This is a genomic window from Desulfitobacterium chlororespirans DSM 11544, assembly GCF_900143285.1.
Lineage (GTDB): Bacteria > Bacillota > Desulfitobacteriia > Desulfitobacteriales > Desulfitobacteriaceae > Desulfitobacterium > Desulfitobacterium chlororespirans.
The window spans coordinates 32,072-48,027 of the sequence record NZ_FRDN01000015.1 but is presented as its reverse complement, the minus strand read 5'-3'; the positions used below and the strand labels follow the sequence as shown (position 1 = coordinate 48,027).

At 48.6% G+C, this 15,956-nt stretch carries 14 protein-coding genes and 1 riboswitch; of the genes, 4 read left to right on the top strand and 10 right to left on the bottom strand.

The window, feature by feature from the left end; all coding sequences use genetic code 11:
- Positions 1–67: 67 nt before the first annotated feature.
- Positions 68–1,447 carry an ATP-binding protein gene (locus BUA14_RS21600; protein WP_072774501.1) on the bottom strand — a complete coding sequence of 460 codons (1,380 nt, stop codon included), beginning with the start codon at positions 1,445–1,447 and terminating at the stop codon, positions 68–70.
- A 113-nt stretch (positions 1,448–1,560) separates the two neighbouring features.
- Positions 1,561–1,736, top strand: a riboswitch (cobalamin riboswitch).
- Positions 1,737–1,835: 99 nt separating this feature from the next.
- On the opposite strand from BUA14_RS21600, the gene cobT reads away from it, so the two are divergent.
- From cobT to cobS, 3 genes are read left to right on the top strand one after another with little or no spacing between them, the layout of a single operon-like run.
- Positions 1,836–2,975, top strand: coding sequence for a nicotinate-nucleotide--dimethylbenzimidazole phosphoribosyltransferase (cobT, locus tag BUA14_RS21595; protein WP_072774500.1), 1,140 nt, complete (start codon positions 1,836–1,838; stop codon positions 2,973–2,975).
- Between the two features lie 19 nt (positions 2,976–2,994).
- A complete protein-coding gene (cobU, locus tag BUA14_RS21590) occupies positions 2,995–3,609 on the top strand; it encodes a bifunctional adenosylcobinamide kinase/adenosylcobinamide-phosphate guanylyltransferase (RefSeq protein ID WP_072774499.1) in 615 nt (204 codons plus the stop codon).
- Complete coding sequence (gene cobS, locus BUA14_RS21585; protein WP_178371767.1) at positions 3,602–4,366, top strand: adenosylcobinamide-GDP ribazoletransferase; 765 nt, start codon at positions 3,602–3,604, stop codon at positions 4,364–4,366. The genes cobU and cobS overlap by 8 nt, the downstream gene beginning before the upstream one ends.
- Here the strand turns inward: cobS and BUA14_RS28105 are convergent.
- The 5 genes from BUA14_RS28105 to BUA14_RS21565 all read right to left on the bottom strand — a co-directional run bounded on the left by BUA14_RS28105 (position 4,337) and on the right by BUA14_RS21565 (position 9,166).
- Entirely contained in the window at positions 4,337–4,489 is a 153-nt protein-coding gene (locus tag BUA14_RS28105) for a hypothetical protein (RefSeq protein WP_178371766.1), read from the bottom strand. The genes cobS and BUA14_RS28105 overlap by 30 nt on opposite strands.
- Before the next feature lie 22 nt (positions 4,490–4,511).
- Complete coding sequence (locus BUA14_RS21580) at positions 4,512–5,672, bottom strand: aminotransferase-like domain-containing protein (protein WP_072774497.1); 1,161 nt, start codon at positions 5,670–5,672, stop codon at positions 4,512–4,514.
- A gap of 56 nt (positions 5,673–5,728) precedes the next feature.
- Positions 5,729–6,250, bottom strand: a complete 522-nt coding sequence (lepB, locus tag BUA14_RS21575; protein ID WP_072774496.1) for a signal peptidase I — start codon at positions 6,248–6,250, stop codon at positions 5,729–5,731.
- 115 nt (positions 6,251–6,365) lie between these two features.
- Positions 6,366–7,805 (bottom strand): diguanylate cyclase, encoded by a 1,440-nt coding sequence (locus tag BUA14_RS21570; protein ID WP_072774495.1) that lies wholly within the window; start codon positions 7,803–7,805, stop codon positions 6,366–6,368.
- A gap of 218 nt (positions 7,806–8,023) precedes the next feature.
- Positions 8,024–9,166, bottom strand: a complete 1,143-nt coding sequence (locus BUA14_RS21565) for a glycerate kinase (RefSeq protein WP_072774494.1) — start codon at positions 9,164–9,166, stop codon at positions 8,024–8,026.
- A 355-nt stretch (positions 9,167–9,521) separates the two neighbouring features.
- Here BUA14_RS21565 and BUA14_RS21560 point away from each other — a divergent pair, with 355 nt between their 5' ends.
- On the top strand, positions 9,522–10,211 hold the full coding sequence (locus BUA14_RS21560; protein ID WP_072774493.1) for a TerC family protein: 690 nt from the start codon (positions 9,522–9,524) through the stop codon (positions 10,209–10,211).
- A 62-nt stretch (positions 10,212–10,273) separates the two neighbouring features.
- Here the strand turns inward: BUA14_RS21560 and BUA14_RS21555 are convergent, their stop codons facing one another.
- From BUA14_RS21555 to BUA14_RS21540, 4 genes are all read right to left on the bottom strand, one after another.
- Positions 10,274–10,681, bottom strand: coding sequence for a VOC family protein (locus BUA14_RS21555; RefSeq protein ID WP_072774492.1), 408 nt, complete (start codon positions 10,679–10,681; stop codon positions 10,274–10,276).
- A 101-nt stretch (positions 10,682–10,782) separates the two neighbouring features.
- Positions 10,783–11,568, bottom strand: coding sequence for an immunoglobulin-like domain-containing protein (locus BUA14_RS21550; protein ID WP_072774491.1), 786 nt, complete (start codon positions 11,566–11,568; stop codon positions 10,783–10,785).
- Positions 11,569–11,794: 226 nt separating this feature from the next.
- A complete protein-coding gene (locus BUA14_RS21545; protein WP_072774490.1) occupies positions 11,795–13,621 on the bottom strand; it encodes an ASKHA domain-containing protein in 1,827 nt (608 codons plus the stop codon).
- A 122-nt stretch (positions 13,622–13,743) separates the two neighbouring features.
- Positions 13,744–15,744 carry a methyl-accepting chemotaxis protein gene (locus tag BUA14_RS21540; protein ID WP_242954721.1) on the bottom strand — a complete coding sequence of 667 codons (2,001 nt, stop codon included), beginning with the start codon at positions 15,742–15,744 and terminating at the stop codon, positions 13,744–13,746.
- Between the last annotated feature and the right edge of the window lie 212 nt (positions 15,745–15,956).

The following is a 15,956-nucleotide window of genomic DNA, read 5'->3' as shown; positions in this document are numbered from 1 at the left end:
GGAGACTCCACCTTCGGATCTTTTCAGAAAACAAAAAAAGCCGGCCCCATAAGCCGGCTATCCAAAACTATGACTGAGCGGCCAACCCTTCCCTGGCCACCAAAAAATCCACAAACTGACGGGCCGTTCTCCCCGAACGGGCATTATGATTCATCACCCAGCGCAGAGCCTGCTGTCTTAAATCCTCTTTGGGAATTGCCAGCCCATCCTGAGCCGCTAACTCCTCGACAATCTTCAGATATCCTTCCTGATCCGGTGTAGGGAAGGTGACCGTAATGCCGAAACGGTCGGATAAGGACAATTTTTCCTCCATATTATCCCGCCGGTGGACTTCCTCAACCTGACGTTCGCCGAAGGTTTCTCTGACCAGATGGCGCCGGTTGGAGGTGGCATAGATCAGTACATTTTGGGGCTTCCCTTCCAGCCCTCCCTCCAGCAGGGTCTTCAGATTCTTATAATCACTTTCCGTGTCTTCAAAAGAAAGGTCGTCAATAAACAGGATGAACTTCAAAGGCTGCCTGGCCAGGAGCCGAATAATCTTCGGGTAGTCATGCAAGTCTGTTTTCGATAATTCGACCAGGCGCAGTCCTTGCTCACCATATTCCTGCACTAAAGCTTTCACCAAGGAAGATTTCCCGGTCCCACGATTGCCATAGAGAATCACATTATTGGCCGGAAGGCCTTTCAGAAAAAATTCAGTATTCTGGAGGATGATTCCCTGTTCCCGTTCCTGATTAATCAACTTGCTTATGCGCATCGGCTCAGGGTGTACCCCTTCAAGCCTTTCCATACGGCTCCGCCATTTGAGAGCCATGCACCGGCCAAACAATCCGGTACCCATGGTTTGATAATAAGCAAGCAGCGCCTCCACCATTTCCTCTTCTGTTCCCTGAAGCAGACTCTGCTTCAACCTTTTCTGAGCGGTGAGGAGATACAGCTCAGCCTGATTTCCTTCTTTTGCATAAGTTTCTTTTTCCCTATCCATATCCGGAAGACTTAGCCAGCCAGGCCAGCTTTCCGGGCGCAATGGCTCCTCCAGCCAGAGGCCCGGCTCTTCCGTCTCCTGCTCTGCACACCGTGCCTTAACAGCATCCTTAATATCTTCCGCCTTCAGCTCGGCAAGCTCCCGCAAATACAGCAGTTCCCGACCAGCCAGCCGGCAAAGCCCGGCCGGGACCCGGTCCTTTCCCTGTTGAGCTGTTTGCCTGGCCAGCTCATTGTCGTCTTGAAGCATACGCTCCCAAAGATAATCAGGCCAATGAACCTGGGTCGCTAAAGAACAGAAATAATGATAGTCTTTATAAATTGCCATCAGATCAAATTCCTTGCTCCCTATCCTCTGGAACAGGTTTTGGAAAGAAGCCGTCACCGGGTCCCCTATGATGCCGCGAAAAACAACCATTCCGTCCAAAAGAAGGGCTAACCGGGTAATTTTCGTCCTATTCACATCATGCACATCCTTATTTTCTTCTCGTGTCCTAGTACAACCCCTATCTTAAATCCTTTAATTCCTTAAGTAAAGGGTTGACAAAATCTTCTTCTTTGCTATTCTATAATTAATTAAAAAAATCCATTCTTTGGTGCCCCTCAAGGGGAGAATAGGGAAACCGGTGCGATTCCGGTGCGGACCCACCACTGTGTAGGATGAGCCTAAACCATAACCACCGGCCAGACCGGGAAGGGGTAAAAAGCGTTTGAATCCAAGCCAGGAGACCTGCCAGGAATGAAGAAAGCCTTTCCATGGGTGCTATGGAAAGCAGCGGCGACGAAGGCAAAGTCCCGACCACTTATGAAGTGGCGGGACTTTATTTTTTTATCAAAGGAGAGGAATACAGATGAGTAAAACCGAATTAGAACAGGACAAGCTAGTGGATGACTTCTTGAGACAGGAAAATTTAAGTGACGCTTCCCTGGAGGAATGTGAAACCGCCTTAAACCATCTTATCCAGGGAATACACGGCCTTGACGAACAGGTCATGTCCGCTGTGCAAACCCGTTTAGATTCCTTAACCAAACCCCAAGGCAGTTTAGGAGTCTTGGAAGCCCTCGCCAAACAACTGGGCGGGATTCAAGGTCAGCCTTGGCCGGAAGTACAAAAGAAAGCCATTCTGGTCATGGCAGGAGATCATGGCGTGGTGGCGGAAGGTGTCAGTGCCTTCCCCCAGGAAGTAACCCCGCAGATGTTCTATAATTTCCTGGGCGGCGGGGCGGGGATCAATGTCCTGGCCCGTCATGCCGGCGCCGAGGTGATCTGCACCGATGTGGGCATGGCTTTCCCCCTGGATCCGCCGGAGCTTATGGCTCACCGCATCATGAACGGAACCCATAACATGGCCCAGGGGCCGGCCATGAGCCGTAAAGAAGCTCTGCTTTCCCTGCTGACCGGCGCTAAAATCGCCCGCCAGGCTATTGATTCCGGAGTGAATGTTCTGGCCACGGGGGAAGTGGGAATTGGCAATACCACCCCCAGTACAGCCATTATTTCTCTCTTGACAGGCTTGCCGCCTCAGGAAGTTACCGGACGGGGCACCGGTCTGGATGATGCGGGACTCATCCGCAAGCAGGACGTCATCGCCCGCTCTATCGCCATCAATCAGCCCGACCCCAAGGATGGAGTAGATATCCTCAGCAAAATAGGGGGCCTGGAGATCGGTGCCCTGGCCGGGGCAATTCTTGCCGCAGCCTACTCCCGCGTACCCATCCTTTTAGACGGAGTCATCTCCACTGCCGCCGCTCTCATTGCTGTCCGTATCTGCCCCACGGCCCGCTTCTTCCTGATTCCCTCTCATTCTTCTGTGGAGATCGGCCACAGAGCCGCCCTGGAACAACTGGATCTCAAACCCATCATGCACCTGGATTTCCGGTTAGGAGAGGGAACAGGAGCCGCTATCGCTTTCCATCTTCTGGACGCCTCCATCCGCATTCTCAACGAGATGGCTACTTTTGAATCCGCAGGAGTCAGCGGCAAAAATTAAGCAATCACCGGAGGTAATTATGTCAGATTTTGTGCTCATAACCGGCGGAGCCCGCAGTGGCAAGAGCCGCTTTGCCGAGCTTCTGGCCGCTCATCCCGGCCTGCCTGTTACCTACATCGCCACAGCCCAGGTCTATGATGAAGAAATGGCTTTGCGTGTCAGAAAACATCAGGACCAGCGCCCCGCCCACTGGGGCTTGGTGGAAGAACCCCTTGCCCTCCCCGACCTGTTGGAAGGCCATGCTCAGGATAAAGGGGTCCTTTTAGTGGATTGTGTAACCCTGTGGCTGACCAATCTTCTCCTTGCCCGCTATCCGGCAGAAGATAATCTGACTGAGCAGGAGTATACCCAGGCCCTCCATAGGTTAGAGCAGGAGATTCTCGAACAGGTCCGCATTGTCGCCCGTATAGCCCAGGATATCGGCCCTCAGGTGATTATGGTCACCAATGAGGTGGGAGACGGTATCGTCCCGGATAATCCCCTTTCCAGGTTCTATCGGGATCTGGCCGGCAGGGCCAACCAGATCCTGGGGCAGAGCGCCCGCCATGTCTATTCCGTGGTCGCCGGCTATCCGACGGAGATCAAAGCTGCCGGTCAGGCCTTGCTGGATTCCTTGCGGCGAGAGGATGCCTAGCATGCGCAAATTATGGATCGCCCTGACCTTTCTGACCCGAATACCACTCCCTCAGCCGGAGCAGGTGACCTCGGAAGAGTTCACCCAAAGTCAGCATTATTATCCTTTAGTGGGCTTAATTCTGGGAGGAGCCTTATGGCTGGCCTTAACCCTGCTCCTTCCTCACTACCCGCCCCTGGTTACGGCTGCCTTGCTGCTCACCCTGGAACTTATTCTCACCGGGGGAATTCACCTTGATGGCTTGATGGATAGTATGGATGGATTGCTTTCAGCGCGGACACCTGAACGCATGCTGGAGATTATGAAAGACAGCCATGTGGGAGCTTTCGGTGCCGTGAGTGCCATGGTTTACCTGCTGCTCAAATTCAGTCTTTTGGCCGGGCTCCTTACCCTCTCTTCCCCTTTGGTTCCTTACCTGGTTCTCTTCATGCCCATCCTGTCCCGCTGGATTTTTCTGATTGGGGTCCATTATTTCCCCTATGCCCGGGCCCAGGGCTTTGGCCAGGGATTTCATGAAACCTCCCGCCAAACCCGGTGGCTATTCCTGGGGGAGGGACTGCTGCTCCTTTTCCTCACCTATTGGGTGTTGCACTGGCCGGGGATGACCGGCTTTATTCTGGCCATCCTCTTCATCCTCTTGTTCACCCGCAAAGTCTCCCGCCTCCTCGGAGGGTTAACCGGGGATCTCTATGGTGCCAGCATTGAACTCTCCGAACTGCTCTTTCTTTTAGGGGCCTTCCCATTGCTTTACCCCTGAAATTCGGAATCGCTTACGAATTTCAGCAATGCCGCCCAGGGAGCCAAGGAACCGGGCAGCCGGACAGCAGACAACCTGAGCTGCCGACAAAGAGGCCGTTGCAGAAGGAACTGTAAAGTTCATCGTGCAACGGCCTCTTGCAGCCCTATTGATTCAGCCCCCGGGCTAAGCGCATCATTCCTTCTTCGATAATCTCCGGTGTGGAACAGGAATAGTTAAGACGCATTTCATTGGACACCCGGCCATCGGCGTAGAAAACTGCCCCGGGAACATAAAGAACATTTTGACGAATCATATCCTGCACATAGTCAAAGCTGTTGTTCACGCCCATAAGTTTGGCCCAGAGGAACAGACCCCCCGCCGGTACCTTCATCTCCACCCTATCGCCCAGATAGGTCTGGAGGGACTCCACCATGGCCTTACGGCGAACATTGTAGACTTCCCGCAGCTTCAGGATATGATCCGGCAAAAGATCCTTTTGCAAATATTCATAGATGGCTCTCTGAGTCAGGTTATTGCTATGAAGATCCACACCTTCCTTGGTCTGCTCCAGATGCCTAATAATATCTTCATCGGCAAGCACATAGCCGATTCGCAACCCCGGCGCCAAAACCTTGGAAAAGGTCCCCAGATAAATGACATTTTCCCCCAACTCCGCCAGATGAGGGATGGGCTCTCCTTCGTAACGCAATTCTCCATAGGGATTATCCTCGACAAGCAGCAGGCCGTATTTCTGGGACACTTTAAGGAGTTCTATTCTCCGCTCCAGCCCCATGACTCTCCCTGAAGGGTTTTGATAATTAGGTATTAAGTAAAGAAATTTAGGGGTGGCGAAGGCCAAAGCTTTCTCCAGCTCATCAGGAAGAATCCCCTCTTCATCGCAGGGAATCATCTGAAAATCAGCCCGAAATCCTTCGAAAGCCTGAATAGCCCCCAAATAGGTGGGCGTCTCCAAGAATACCGTATCTCCCGGATCCAAAAAAGTTTGGGCCAATAAGCTCAATCCCTGCTGACTTCCGGTAGTGATGATAACCTCGGCAGTTCGGGCCGGCCTCTGGCTGCGTTGGTGCTGAGAAGCAACCCATGACCTTAACTCCGGATATCCCGCGGTCTGAGCGTATTGCAGGGCCGCATTCCCCTGTTCTTCAAAAACCTTTTGAAAGGCGGCCTGTAAATCCTGGGTAGGAAAAAGATCCAGAGCAGGCAATCCTCCGGCAAAAGATATCATCTCGGGATTTTGGGCTGCTCTGAGCATTTCCCCGATAAATCCTTCCCCTACATTCTTCATCCACTTGGCGTATTTCATTGGCTTCTCCTTTCCACGATTAAATTTATGGGTAATCCTACCTGAATTAGTATTCCTTACTTAAGGGAGCCCCAGCGTTCCAGAGGCCAATAACGCAGCAGGACTTTGCCTTCCACATTCCCCTTCGGAACAAAACCCCAGACATGGCTGTCCTTGCTGTTGTTGCGATTATCCCCAAACACAATATACGCTTCCTCAGGAACCTGGATAGGTCCATATTCATATTCAGGAGCCTCTTTCAGATAAGGTTCCTCGATGGCTTCACCATTGATCCAGACCTTGCCTTCCCGGACCTCTAAAGTGTCCCCAGGCAAACCGATAATCCGCTTCACCAAATCATCATGCTCTCCCGAACCCTCCGGGGCGGTAAACATGATGATATCCCCACGCTGGAGGGGTTTATTTTTGTAAAACACCTTATCAAAGATTAAGCGATCCTGAAGTTGGATAGTGGGGAGCATGGAACCGGTCGGGACGATACGGGTGTCAATAAGATAGGTCCTGATGCCAAAAGACAAAACCCAGGCGACTACAATCAAAATTCCCCATTCCAAAATTGTGCGTAAATATTTCTTCATTCATGTCACACCCTCTGCCATAGTTATCCTCTGTGAGGAAGATACAACGTTTCTTTTGCCTGTTTCAGGATACCACAAAATCCCTATCAAATAAAAGACCCCCCCGTTTGGAGGGTTAGTCCGCTATGATATTTCCTTTCCCTGAATTCTTACCTCTATAAAGCCTTTGGTCTGCTAAACGGTACAATTCATCATAGGTACGGCCTTCCGTCGGAAATTCTGCGACTCCAATACTGACTCCTAAATTATATACTTCCAGATGCATACTCTTTCTCATCCGTTCAATCACAGTCAGGGACTCTTCATTCAGGGCGATATCCGTCAGCACCACTGTAAATTCATCACCACCGGTCCGGGCCACAATATCCTGCTCCCGTACTGCGCAGCGCAAGTTCTGAGCAATTTCTTTCAGCGCCCGATCACCCATGGGGTGGCCCAGAGTATCATTGAGCTGTTTAAATCGATCCAAATCAAGAACCAGGAACAAAAAACGTGAGTCTCTTCTTAAGGTGCTGGCTATTTCTTCACGAACACGCTGCTCGAACCCTTGGCGATTCAGTATTCCTGTCAAGCGATCCGTATTGGCCAAGCGGGCCAGTTCCTCACGCTGGCGAATGGTCTCTAAAGCAACCCCAACCACCCGGATAAAGGCCGTCAGTATCTCCTGCTCCTGATCATTAAGGTACTTACCGGCATTCATCAGCCACAGCTCACCGACCACCCCGCTATGGGTCTGGAGAGGATGTATCCACACACGCTCCCACTTAAAAGGATTATTTTCAATATCAAAAAAGTGAACCTTAGCACTTCTCAGACAACATTCTTCCTTAGAGATATATTGCCTGACCCAAGTTCGCCAATCCCACTCCATCTCCTGTTTCAACCGACCAAAGGGTGAACGGATTTCCCAGGTCCCTCCGGCCCCCTCCAGGAGAAAAAATCCCCCGGGCAAAAACAGAATTTCCATGGCCATTTCTCCGGCTTCCGATAAAAGCTGCTCCTCAGAGTCAGCACGAACAAGAATCTCCGTTCCCCGCAATAATAAGGTTAAGGCTTGTTCCCTGCCCAGAGAGTCGATTTTCAATATTCTCTCGAAAATAAAGGAAGATATAATCGAAATGACTTGCTTTACAAAGACCGCTAAGCCCTCATCCCTGGCATGAGATCGCTTGCCTTTGAGAACATAAGCACCTAAGGTTTTGTTAAAATGGCTTAATGCCAAAACCCATTCCTCGTCCGTTTCGACGACTTCAGTACAAATTTCCCGGAAATCCTGAGGAAATTCCCTTAACATCAGTGTTTCCCTGTCCTTATCATCACGAAAGCTGACAGAGAAAGGCTTGTATTTCCCTTGCTCAAAAAGGTAGATTGCAGCTACATCACAGTCAAACAACACCAGGCTTCGCTGAGTAAAGAGATTTAATGCTTTCAAGAGATTCTCCTCACGATTCATCTCTTGAATGGTAGTCAGCAAAATCTCTGCACACGAAGGGCTATGACCGGAAGATACCCTCTTTTCAATACTCTGTAATTGCACTGACTCCTCACCCTTCATTTAAGAGCAATTTGAATGCTAAGTTTATACTGTAAATATTTTACCACATTATATTAATAAAATGGTTTGATTTCCATGATTCTTTTAATAAATTAATTTTAAATTAGTTAACGATTTAAGTTGAAGGTTCTGCCCCTTCATTAACAATGTACCGCTACACCATTAATATATGTTGGTTTTCTGAAAATCGAACTATTTCTAAGCTACAAAAAGATTCATCATCTTTTGTCGGAATAGGCCATTTTTAAGATGCGGAATCCTCGCTCCGCAGCATCCGCTGTCAAATCAAAGGCCCTTTCCATAGATTCCTCCAAGGTCATGGGACCATTAACAATAGTAAGGATAGAACTTATGCCATGTTCATAAAGGGCTTCAGACCCGGCACCGATGGAACCGACGATAGCCAGGGTGGGTTTCCCATACTGTATGGCTCGTCTGGCAACACCCATGGGCACCTTGCCATAAACTGACTGACCGTCGATGCGCCCTTCACCCGTAATGACAATATCCACTTTTTGAAGTTTACTATCAAAGTTTACTGTATCGAGCACAGCCTCCACACCGGTCTTCAGCTGAGCTCCTGTGAAGGCCAGAAGTCCCATCCCCAGACCTCCGGCGGCCCCTGCCCCTGGCACGTCTTTCAGGTCCACTCCTAAATCTTCCCGGATTTTCCGGGCAAAATGAGCAAGATTCCCATCCAAAATCTCCACCATATCCGGTGTCGCTCCTTTTTGCGGTCCATAAACTGCCGAAGCTCCCCGCGGGCCGCACAAGGGATTATCCACATCGCACATCACCGTGATCTTCGTCTCTTTTAAACGGGGATCAAGTTCTGAACAGTCGATCCTAGCAAGCTGATCCAGAAAACCGCCGCCGGGACTCAGCTCCTGTCCCTCCTGATCAAGGAGTCTTGCCCCAAGGGCCTGAGCCATTCCCGCTCCCCCATCATTGGTTGCACTGCCGCCAATGCCGATGAGAATTTCCCGGGACTGCAGATCCAGGGCAGCCCGAATCAGATCCCCTGTGCCCCTCGTGGTGGTCAGCAAAGGATTTCTCTTATCGCGAGGGACCATGGGCAAGCCTGAAGCTGAAGCCATTTCCAGCACGATAGTGCCATCGGGAAGCCTACCTATCACGGCCTCAGCCTCTTCACCCAAAGGTGAGGTAACTCTGGTTTTTAGCACCTCCCCTTTACCGGCCTGGACAATAGCCTCAACGGTTCCTTCCCCGCCGTCTGCCATACTGATAATCTCCGTAGTCGCTTCAGGAAAAACCCGCTGAATGCCCAAGGTAATGGCTTCCCCTGCCTTTTGGCTGCTTAAACTTCCTTTGAATGAATCAACGGCTATAAGTACATGCATTTTTATCGCTCTCCTCTAGTTCAGATAGAATTCTATTCTATATCACCTTGAGTATTTATTTCGCATTTTATCCTAAATGGCTGCAAAACACAATGAATCGACAGGGAATGGTACAAAATTATCCTTGACGGTAAAAGCACCATAAGCTATACTAAGGGAGAAATAGTTCAAAGGGGAGTAGCTGGACAGCAAAGTCGTCATTACGGACTAAATCCCGGCTTTGTTGACAACACTGTTGTAAGCAAGACCTTTGCCCATAAGGGGGTGAAGGTCTTTTTTGATGCAATAATACAATCTCTCCCAAAACACATAATAAGCACTACAGGCTATCTTAAGGAATGAAAGGAAGAACAAGATGGAGTTATTCAGCCCCGAATTTTTTCAAGCATTATTATCTATCGTGGTTATGGACTTGGTCTTAGGCGGAGATAATGCCATTGTCATTGGCATGGCTGCCCGCAATCTGCCCAAACAGCAGCAAAAGAAAGTAATCTTCGTCGGCACAGGGGGGGCAATCTTAATCCGGACCTTAGCTACTTTAGTGGCTGTGTACCTGTTAAAGATTCCCGGGCTTATGTTTGCCGGCGGCCTTCTTCTGATTTGGATGGCCTTTAAACTCCTTACCGATGAGAAACATGATGAACAAGTAGCAAGTGCCGCGAACTTCTGGGGTGCAGTGCGCACCATCATCATCGCCGATGCCGTTATGGGACTGGATAATGTGCTGGCCGTTGCCGGTGCCGCCCATGGCCACCCTCTCCTTGTCATTATCGGCTTGCTCATCAGTATCCCCATTGTGGTTTGGGGAAGCACCCTGGTCATCAGGGCGATTAACCGTTTCCCGGTGATTATCCCCATTGGAGCCGCTGTCATTACCCATACTGCCGTGACCATGCTTGTGCATGAAAAATTCGTTGTCAATATAATCGGGGAAAGCGCCCTCATCGAATGGGGATTAAGCGCCGTCCTCATCGCCAGTGTCCTGTATCTTGGTCATCGGATCAATAAGAAAAAAGTTCTCGAAGCGGCCAAAAACGCCGCTTAATACCAAAGGGAGCATCGCCAAACGGCTTGATAATAAGCAGTCGGCGATGCTCCTTATTTTTTCTACATAAAACTTAATTGCCATGAGACACCGTACTTATCATTTACCCAACCAAATCTTTCACTAAACGGGTAAGACCCCAGGGGCATTAAGATCTTGCCGCCTTCCGAAAGCTTCTCGAATACTTTATCAATCTCTTCTTCAGTATCACATGTTACATATAAAGACATTGCAGGGGTGAATGTAAATTCATGCCTGACATGGCTGTCTATACACATATATTCTTGTCCCTTCAGTGAAAATACAGCATGCATTACAGTCCCCTCTTTACCGGCTTCATTCGCCCCATAGCGGGTAATCGTCACTATTTCAGAATTATCAAATAGTGAAATGTAAAAATTCATTGCCTCTTCAGCATTGCCATCTTGAAACATTAAGAATGTAGTGATTTTCTGTTTTGGATGATTCATTCGATGCTCTCCCTTCAAATCAATATCGTTGTCTGCTTTTAAATCCATAAATTTTTTTAATTCCAATTGCAAGTCAGGCAAGAATTAGCAAACAACACGGATTACGAAAGCTCAAATCTAAGCCATTTTCCATTCATAAGGATATCCACACTGCGTTCATCAACAAACTGGTATCCGTACCCACTGCCAAAATTAGATTGATTATCTTGAGCAGGTTTTTCAAAAGGCTCTACTGTTGACGTTACTTCCCCATCCATGACTCCGCATCTTCCTTTGATATCACTTTCTTTGCCGGTATCCAGATAGAGCTTCCCTTTAATCATGACCATAGGGGCTAAGTCAGCTGATTTCGTCCCCTCATCAACTGAAAACTCCGCTGCTAAATAGTATTTTTCATAATCTCCCGTCCCCCGAAAATCCAAGATATCCTTCACGATACGATAGTCACCGGGCTCCAGCTTCCCATAGAGCCAGCTCCAATCAACTTTCCTTTCCCCATTCCCACCTGCAGCCAAATCATAACCAATACTATGAAATCCGTAATTATCAATAATGGTCGGAACCTGATACCATGTTTCCTTGACTTTCTTCTCCAGCAAGAAATAATCGCCATAGATACACTGCTTGTCTGAACTATTGGAAAAGTTTAACGTCAAGCCGGTTAAAGACACAGTCCCCTCCTTAACCCCCATGGTTACACCCTCAAAGTTATTGACGATTTCATAGGTGGTAGGCTCCCAGTCCGTTGTTTCAAGAACTTGGCCTGAATCAGTTTTGATAATGGTGTTGGTCCCTGCGGCTGAGCTGCCGCCGGCGCTTGCGCATCCTGACAAAAAGGTTAAGCCTATGGCCACTGTGCATAATAACAAACAAGAATACTTCTTCATATTAAAAAATCACCTCAGCTTATTAGACGCCAGTAAGTGGTCTGATCTTGCTCCACCATATCTCTCTAAACCAAATAATTAAAAGAAGATAGATATGGAAAGAAAATTATAACACTGACCTCATAATTCGTAATCGATTCCGAATTTGCCCCCCACCATACCAACGAATCCCTGCCGAATTTAGCCCTAAAAAAGGAGACTGCCACCGCGACAGTCCCCTCTTTGCTTATCTCTCAAACGACAAAGCATCTATAAACTCCTCCTGGAAATCACTCCGGGTGGACAGCTCCAAATGTTCGGCATGCTCGGCTAACACAGCAGCCTTTTTGCGTTCCTCTTTTGATAGCAAGATCATTTTGGCCCCATCACCGGCAGCGTTGCCGATGGCCTGGATCTTCTCCAAGGGTACATCCGGGAACAAGCCAATCCGCAGTGCCGCTTCCTTGCTGATGTAGTTGCCGAAGGCCCCGGCCAGCAGTACCCGGTCCAGCTGCTCCAGGCCGATTCCCATCTCTTTCATAAGAATCTTGATTCCGGCCAGAATAGCCCCCTTGGCCAGCTGCAGTTCCCGGATATCCTTTTGGGTCAGAACCACATCTTCTTTTAGACCAGTGTCTTTTTCCCAGGCCAATACGAATTCAAATCCGCCCTCTGCTTTACGAATCCGCTCTTGAATCTTGGGAGGGAGTTTGTCCATATCCTCAGGTTCATTGACAATTCGTCCGCTTTCATGGATGATTCCTGTTTCAGCCATTTGGGCAATAGCATCAATCAAGCCTGAACCGCAGATACCAATGGGTTTGGCATTGCCGATCACCGCCAGTTCCACATCATCAGTGATTTTGACCCGCTCGATGGCTCCGTCCGCCGCCCGCATGCCGTATTTGATCTCTGCTCCTTCAAAGGCCGGACCTGCGGCTGTAGAGCAGGTAAGAATCCGCTTCCCGCCGGCCAGGATGATTTCCCCGTTGGTACCGATATCCACAGCCAAAGTATAACCAGGCAGCTGATCCACTTTAGCGGCGATCATCACCCCTACCGTGTCTGCTCCCACATAACCCGCCACATTGGGAACGACCACCACATGACCTGTCTTAAGAATATTTAATCCCAACTCCGCAGCCTTCACCTGAACAGACTGACGGAACACGGGAATAAAAGGCGCCGGCGCCAGATAGGTAGGGTCGATCCCCAGGAATAAATGGCTCATGGTGGTGTTTCCCACCACGACGGCCTGATAGATTTCCTCCTGCTTCAAGTCATTTCTCTTGCATAATCTGGAGATGATCGTATTCAGACCTTCCACCACCACCGTCTGCAGCTGCTGCAACTGTTCCGGCCCCTTAGCCGCATGGGTAATCCGGGAAATCACATCAGCCCCAAAGACACGCTGAGGATTCGTCAGTGCGTCGCTGTCCAGAATCTTTCCCTGAAGCAGATCCACCAGATAAACCACCGTAGTCGTCGTGCCAATATCGATAGCAAAACCATGGCTATTTTGAGTGGTATCACCCGGCTCCACTGCCAATAGGGTATTCCCGTCCACTACCGCAGTCACATGGAAATTCGACTGATGAAGGATTTGAGGAAGTCTTGCGGCAATCAGACGATTAAAATGAATCTTGGATGAAGGCAAAGCGGCCATGAGGCGGTCCCAATCCGGCGTCTGATCATGAACCGTCGGTTTAGCCAATTTAAGCTCATATTTTTCTATGCTTGGCGCAAGGTCGATATCTTCCAACTGGCTTAAATTGGTTTTGCGCTGGTGAGCATCTTTGGATTCACTGAGATTAACGGTTAAATCTTCCGCCACTTTATAGCGGCAGGCTAAAACCCAGCCGGCCTTCCGTTCCGAGTCACTGAGAAATTTCCCCATATCAAGGGCAGGATCGACCAGGGTGGGATCGACTTGAACTTTACATTTCCCGCACGTTCCTCTGCCTCCGCAGGTACTTTCCAAGGGCACCCCTGCCGCGATGGCCGCCTCCATAATGGTGCTGCCTTCCGATATATCAATTGTTCTCTTCCCTGGTAAAAACGTAACTTGGACCATCTTTCTTTCCTCCTTGTATGCTGCCCATGCCTCATCCAGTGCAGATGATTAAGCTTCCGACTCTATTGTAACACTATTCTTACAATAAGGAAAAAACTTCTTGGATCAAGAGCTCCCCTTCTCTATTCCCCCGTTTCTTTTGTGCGGAATTGCCGTACCAAATCATCAAGAGAAACCGCTAAGGCACTGATTTCTTCAGCACTTGCTGCAACCGTCTCTGTTGAAGCGGCTTGCTCTTCCGCTGCCGCGGCAACTTGTTGGCTGTTTGACGTTGTATTTTCGGTGATCGTCGCTACCTTATCAATCAAACTAATGACTTGATCGGAAGTAGCAACCTCCTCCCTTGTAAGCTCAACGATCTCTTTAATATTGCCAACCGTTTCCTCCACTACTTTGATGATTTGCGCAAAGGTGTGATCCGTTTCTCTGACCACTTCGACACCTTTCTCAACAGCTTCTTTTTCTTGCTGCATCGATTTGACCGCCTTCTCGGTTTGTTTAATCATCTCCGTGACCAGGGTGGATATTTCCGTGGAGCCAAGATTGGATTGCTCGGCTAAATTGCGCACTTCGTCAGCAACAACGGCAAACCCTCTGCCATGTTCGCCGGCTCTGGCAGCTTCAATCGCCGCATTCAACGCCAATAAATTGGTTTGAGTCGCAATGGCGTTGATCGTCGTAATAATTTCACCCACTTTTGTGGACAATTGATTTAATTCCTGGAGGACAGTCATGGTATCTTGTGATTTTATATTGATCATTTCGATAGCTTCCACTGTATTATTAACCTTAATTCGGCCTTCCTGAGCGGCTTGCTTGGTATTTTCCGAGCTTTGGTTAATTTTTAACGCACGGTTTTGAGCCAGCTGAACCATACTGGACAATTCCACTAAAGTTTGCGAAGCATCCAACACCGCATGATTCTGCTCCTCCGCCTCCCTGGCCACCTCTTGGATGCTGGCTGAGATTTCCTGACTACTGGAGCTTACCTGCTCCGAAGAGGCTGCCAGCTCTTCAGAGGATGCGGCAAGATCTTGGGCGCCTCTTCGCACATGCTTAACAATCGTTGACTGGCTATTGATCATTTGGTTGAAGGATTCGCCCAAAGTTCTGATTTCATCCCTGGTATTGATTTCCGACTGAACGGTCAAATCCCCTTGGCCTGCCTTCTCCATAAGACTTTGCAGTTGCTTGATCGGCTTGACAATATTATTGGAGATGAGTACGGCAATGAGCAGCGCGATAGTTAAAGCACTGAGGATGAGTATGATGGTTTGTTTCCGGATCGATAAGGCCGCGGCCATATATTCATCATAATTAGCCGTCACAGCTACTACCCAGCTCTCTACAGGCTCAAAACAAGTATATTTATATACCCCTTCATAGGTATAGAATCCTTCCCCGGCCTCTCCCGCCTTCATGCGCTCGATCAGCTGTTTTAGCTCTCCGCTGGCTGTATCGGACAGATTTTCAGTCAGTATTTTTTCCTGAACAGGATGGCTTACCAGCAATCCGCTCCGATCCACCATATAAGCATATCCGTTTTCACCGATCTTGATCTTTGTCGCATGCTTGGCGATTTGATTGAAATTTATCGTGCCAATAAGCACCCCGACAATTTGATTATCGGCTTTAATCGGTTGGCCTACCGCGACTACAGTATTTCCCGTAACCATAGATATAATCACATCACTAAGTGAGACTGAGCCAAGCAAAGCCTTTTGTACATACTCACGCTGTGCATAGTCAGCCGTTGTACTAATACTGCTGTTATCTATTACTCCCCGACCTTGAGCATCTGTCAAAATCAGACTTTCAAACAGATCATTGTTTTCTTTCTGAAGGGTACTCAGATAGGTGAACACCCGGGAGCTTAGTTCCCCATTGTTTTGATCAAGAATAACTTCTGCCAAATTTTCATTGGTGGCCATTACATTTAAGATATTCCGGGCTGCTTTCATATCCCCTGAAATAGCTTCAGCTGTTTGTTTGGTAGTATCGCTTAGCTGCTGTTCTATCGTTTCTTGCAACGCATTGGCAGCCATAGTATAGGACATAACCCCCAAGACAACCACAGGAATAGAAATCAGTATTATGAAACTCGCTACTAATTTCTTTCTCAAGCCAAAATTCATTCTCCTCAACCTTTCCACTGGAACCTCTTTGTTTGCTTTACTTTACCTTAAGAGGTCTCCCTTACTTCTTACCGTGCTTCGTTACAACCAAAGTAGCTATCCCTAAATTGCATCTTTGTTTTTCCTTCTCCCCTCCTTAATTTTTATTTAATACTTATCCAAAAGGTAATATTATCCGATAATCTACTATAACCTGTTAA

Coding starts and splice junctions, on each gene's coding strand:
- BUA14_RS21550 (WP_072774491.1), bottom strand. CDS start 11,568: ATGAAGAAGTATTCTTGTTTGTTATTATGCACAGTGGCCATAGGCTTA.
- BUA14_RS21545 (WP_072774490.1), bottom strand. CDS start 13,621: ATGGTCCAAGTTACGTTTTTACCAGGGAAGAGAACAATTGATATATCG.
- BUA14_RS21570 (WP_072774495.1), bottom strand. CDS start 7,805: ATGAAGGGTGAGGAGTCAGTGCAATTACAGAGTATTGAAAAGAGGGTA.
- BUA14_RS21555 (WP_072774492.1), bottom strand. CDS start 10,681: ATGAATCATCCAAAACAGAAAATCACTACATTCTTAATGTTTCAAGAT.
- BUA14_RS28105 (WP_178371766.1), bottom strand. CDS start 4,489: ATGAACTTTACAGTTCCTTCTGCAACGGCCTCTTTGTCGGCAGCTCAG.
- lepB (WP_072774496.1), bottom strand. CDS start 6,250: ATGAAGAAATATTTACGCACAATTTTGGAATGGGGAATTTTGATTGTA.
- cobU (WP_072774499.1), top strand. CDS start 2,995: ATGTCAGATTTTGTGCTCATAACCGGCGGAGCCCGCAGTGGCAAGAGC.
- cobS (WP_178371767.1), top strand. CDS start 3,602: ATGCCTAGCATGCGCAAATTATGGATCGCCCTGACCTTTCTGACCCGA.
- BUA14_RS21580 (WP_072774497.1), bottom strand. CDS start 5,672: ATGAAATACGCCAAGTGGATGAAGAATGTAGGGGAAGGATTTATCGGG.
- cobT (WP_072774500.1), top strand. CDS start 1,836: ATGAGTAAAACCGAATTAGAACAGGACAAGCTAGTGGATGACTTCTTG.
- BUA14_RS21565 (WP_072774494.1), bottom strand. CDS start 9,166: ATGCATGTACTTATAGCCGTTGATTCATTCAAAGGAAGTTTAAGCAGC.
- BUA14_RS21560 (WP_072774493.1), top strand. CDS start 9,522: ATGGAGTTATTCAGCCCCGAATTTTTTCAAGCATTATTATCTATCGTG.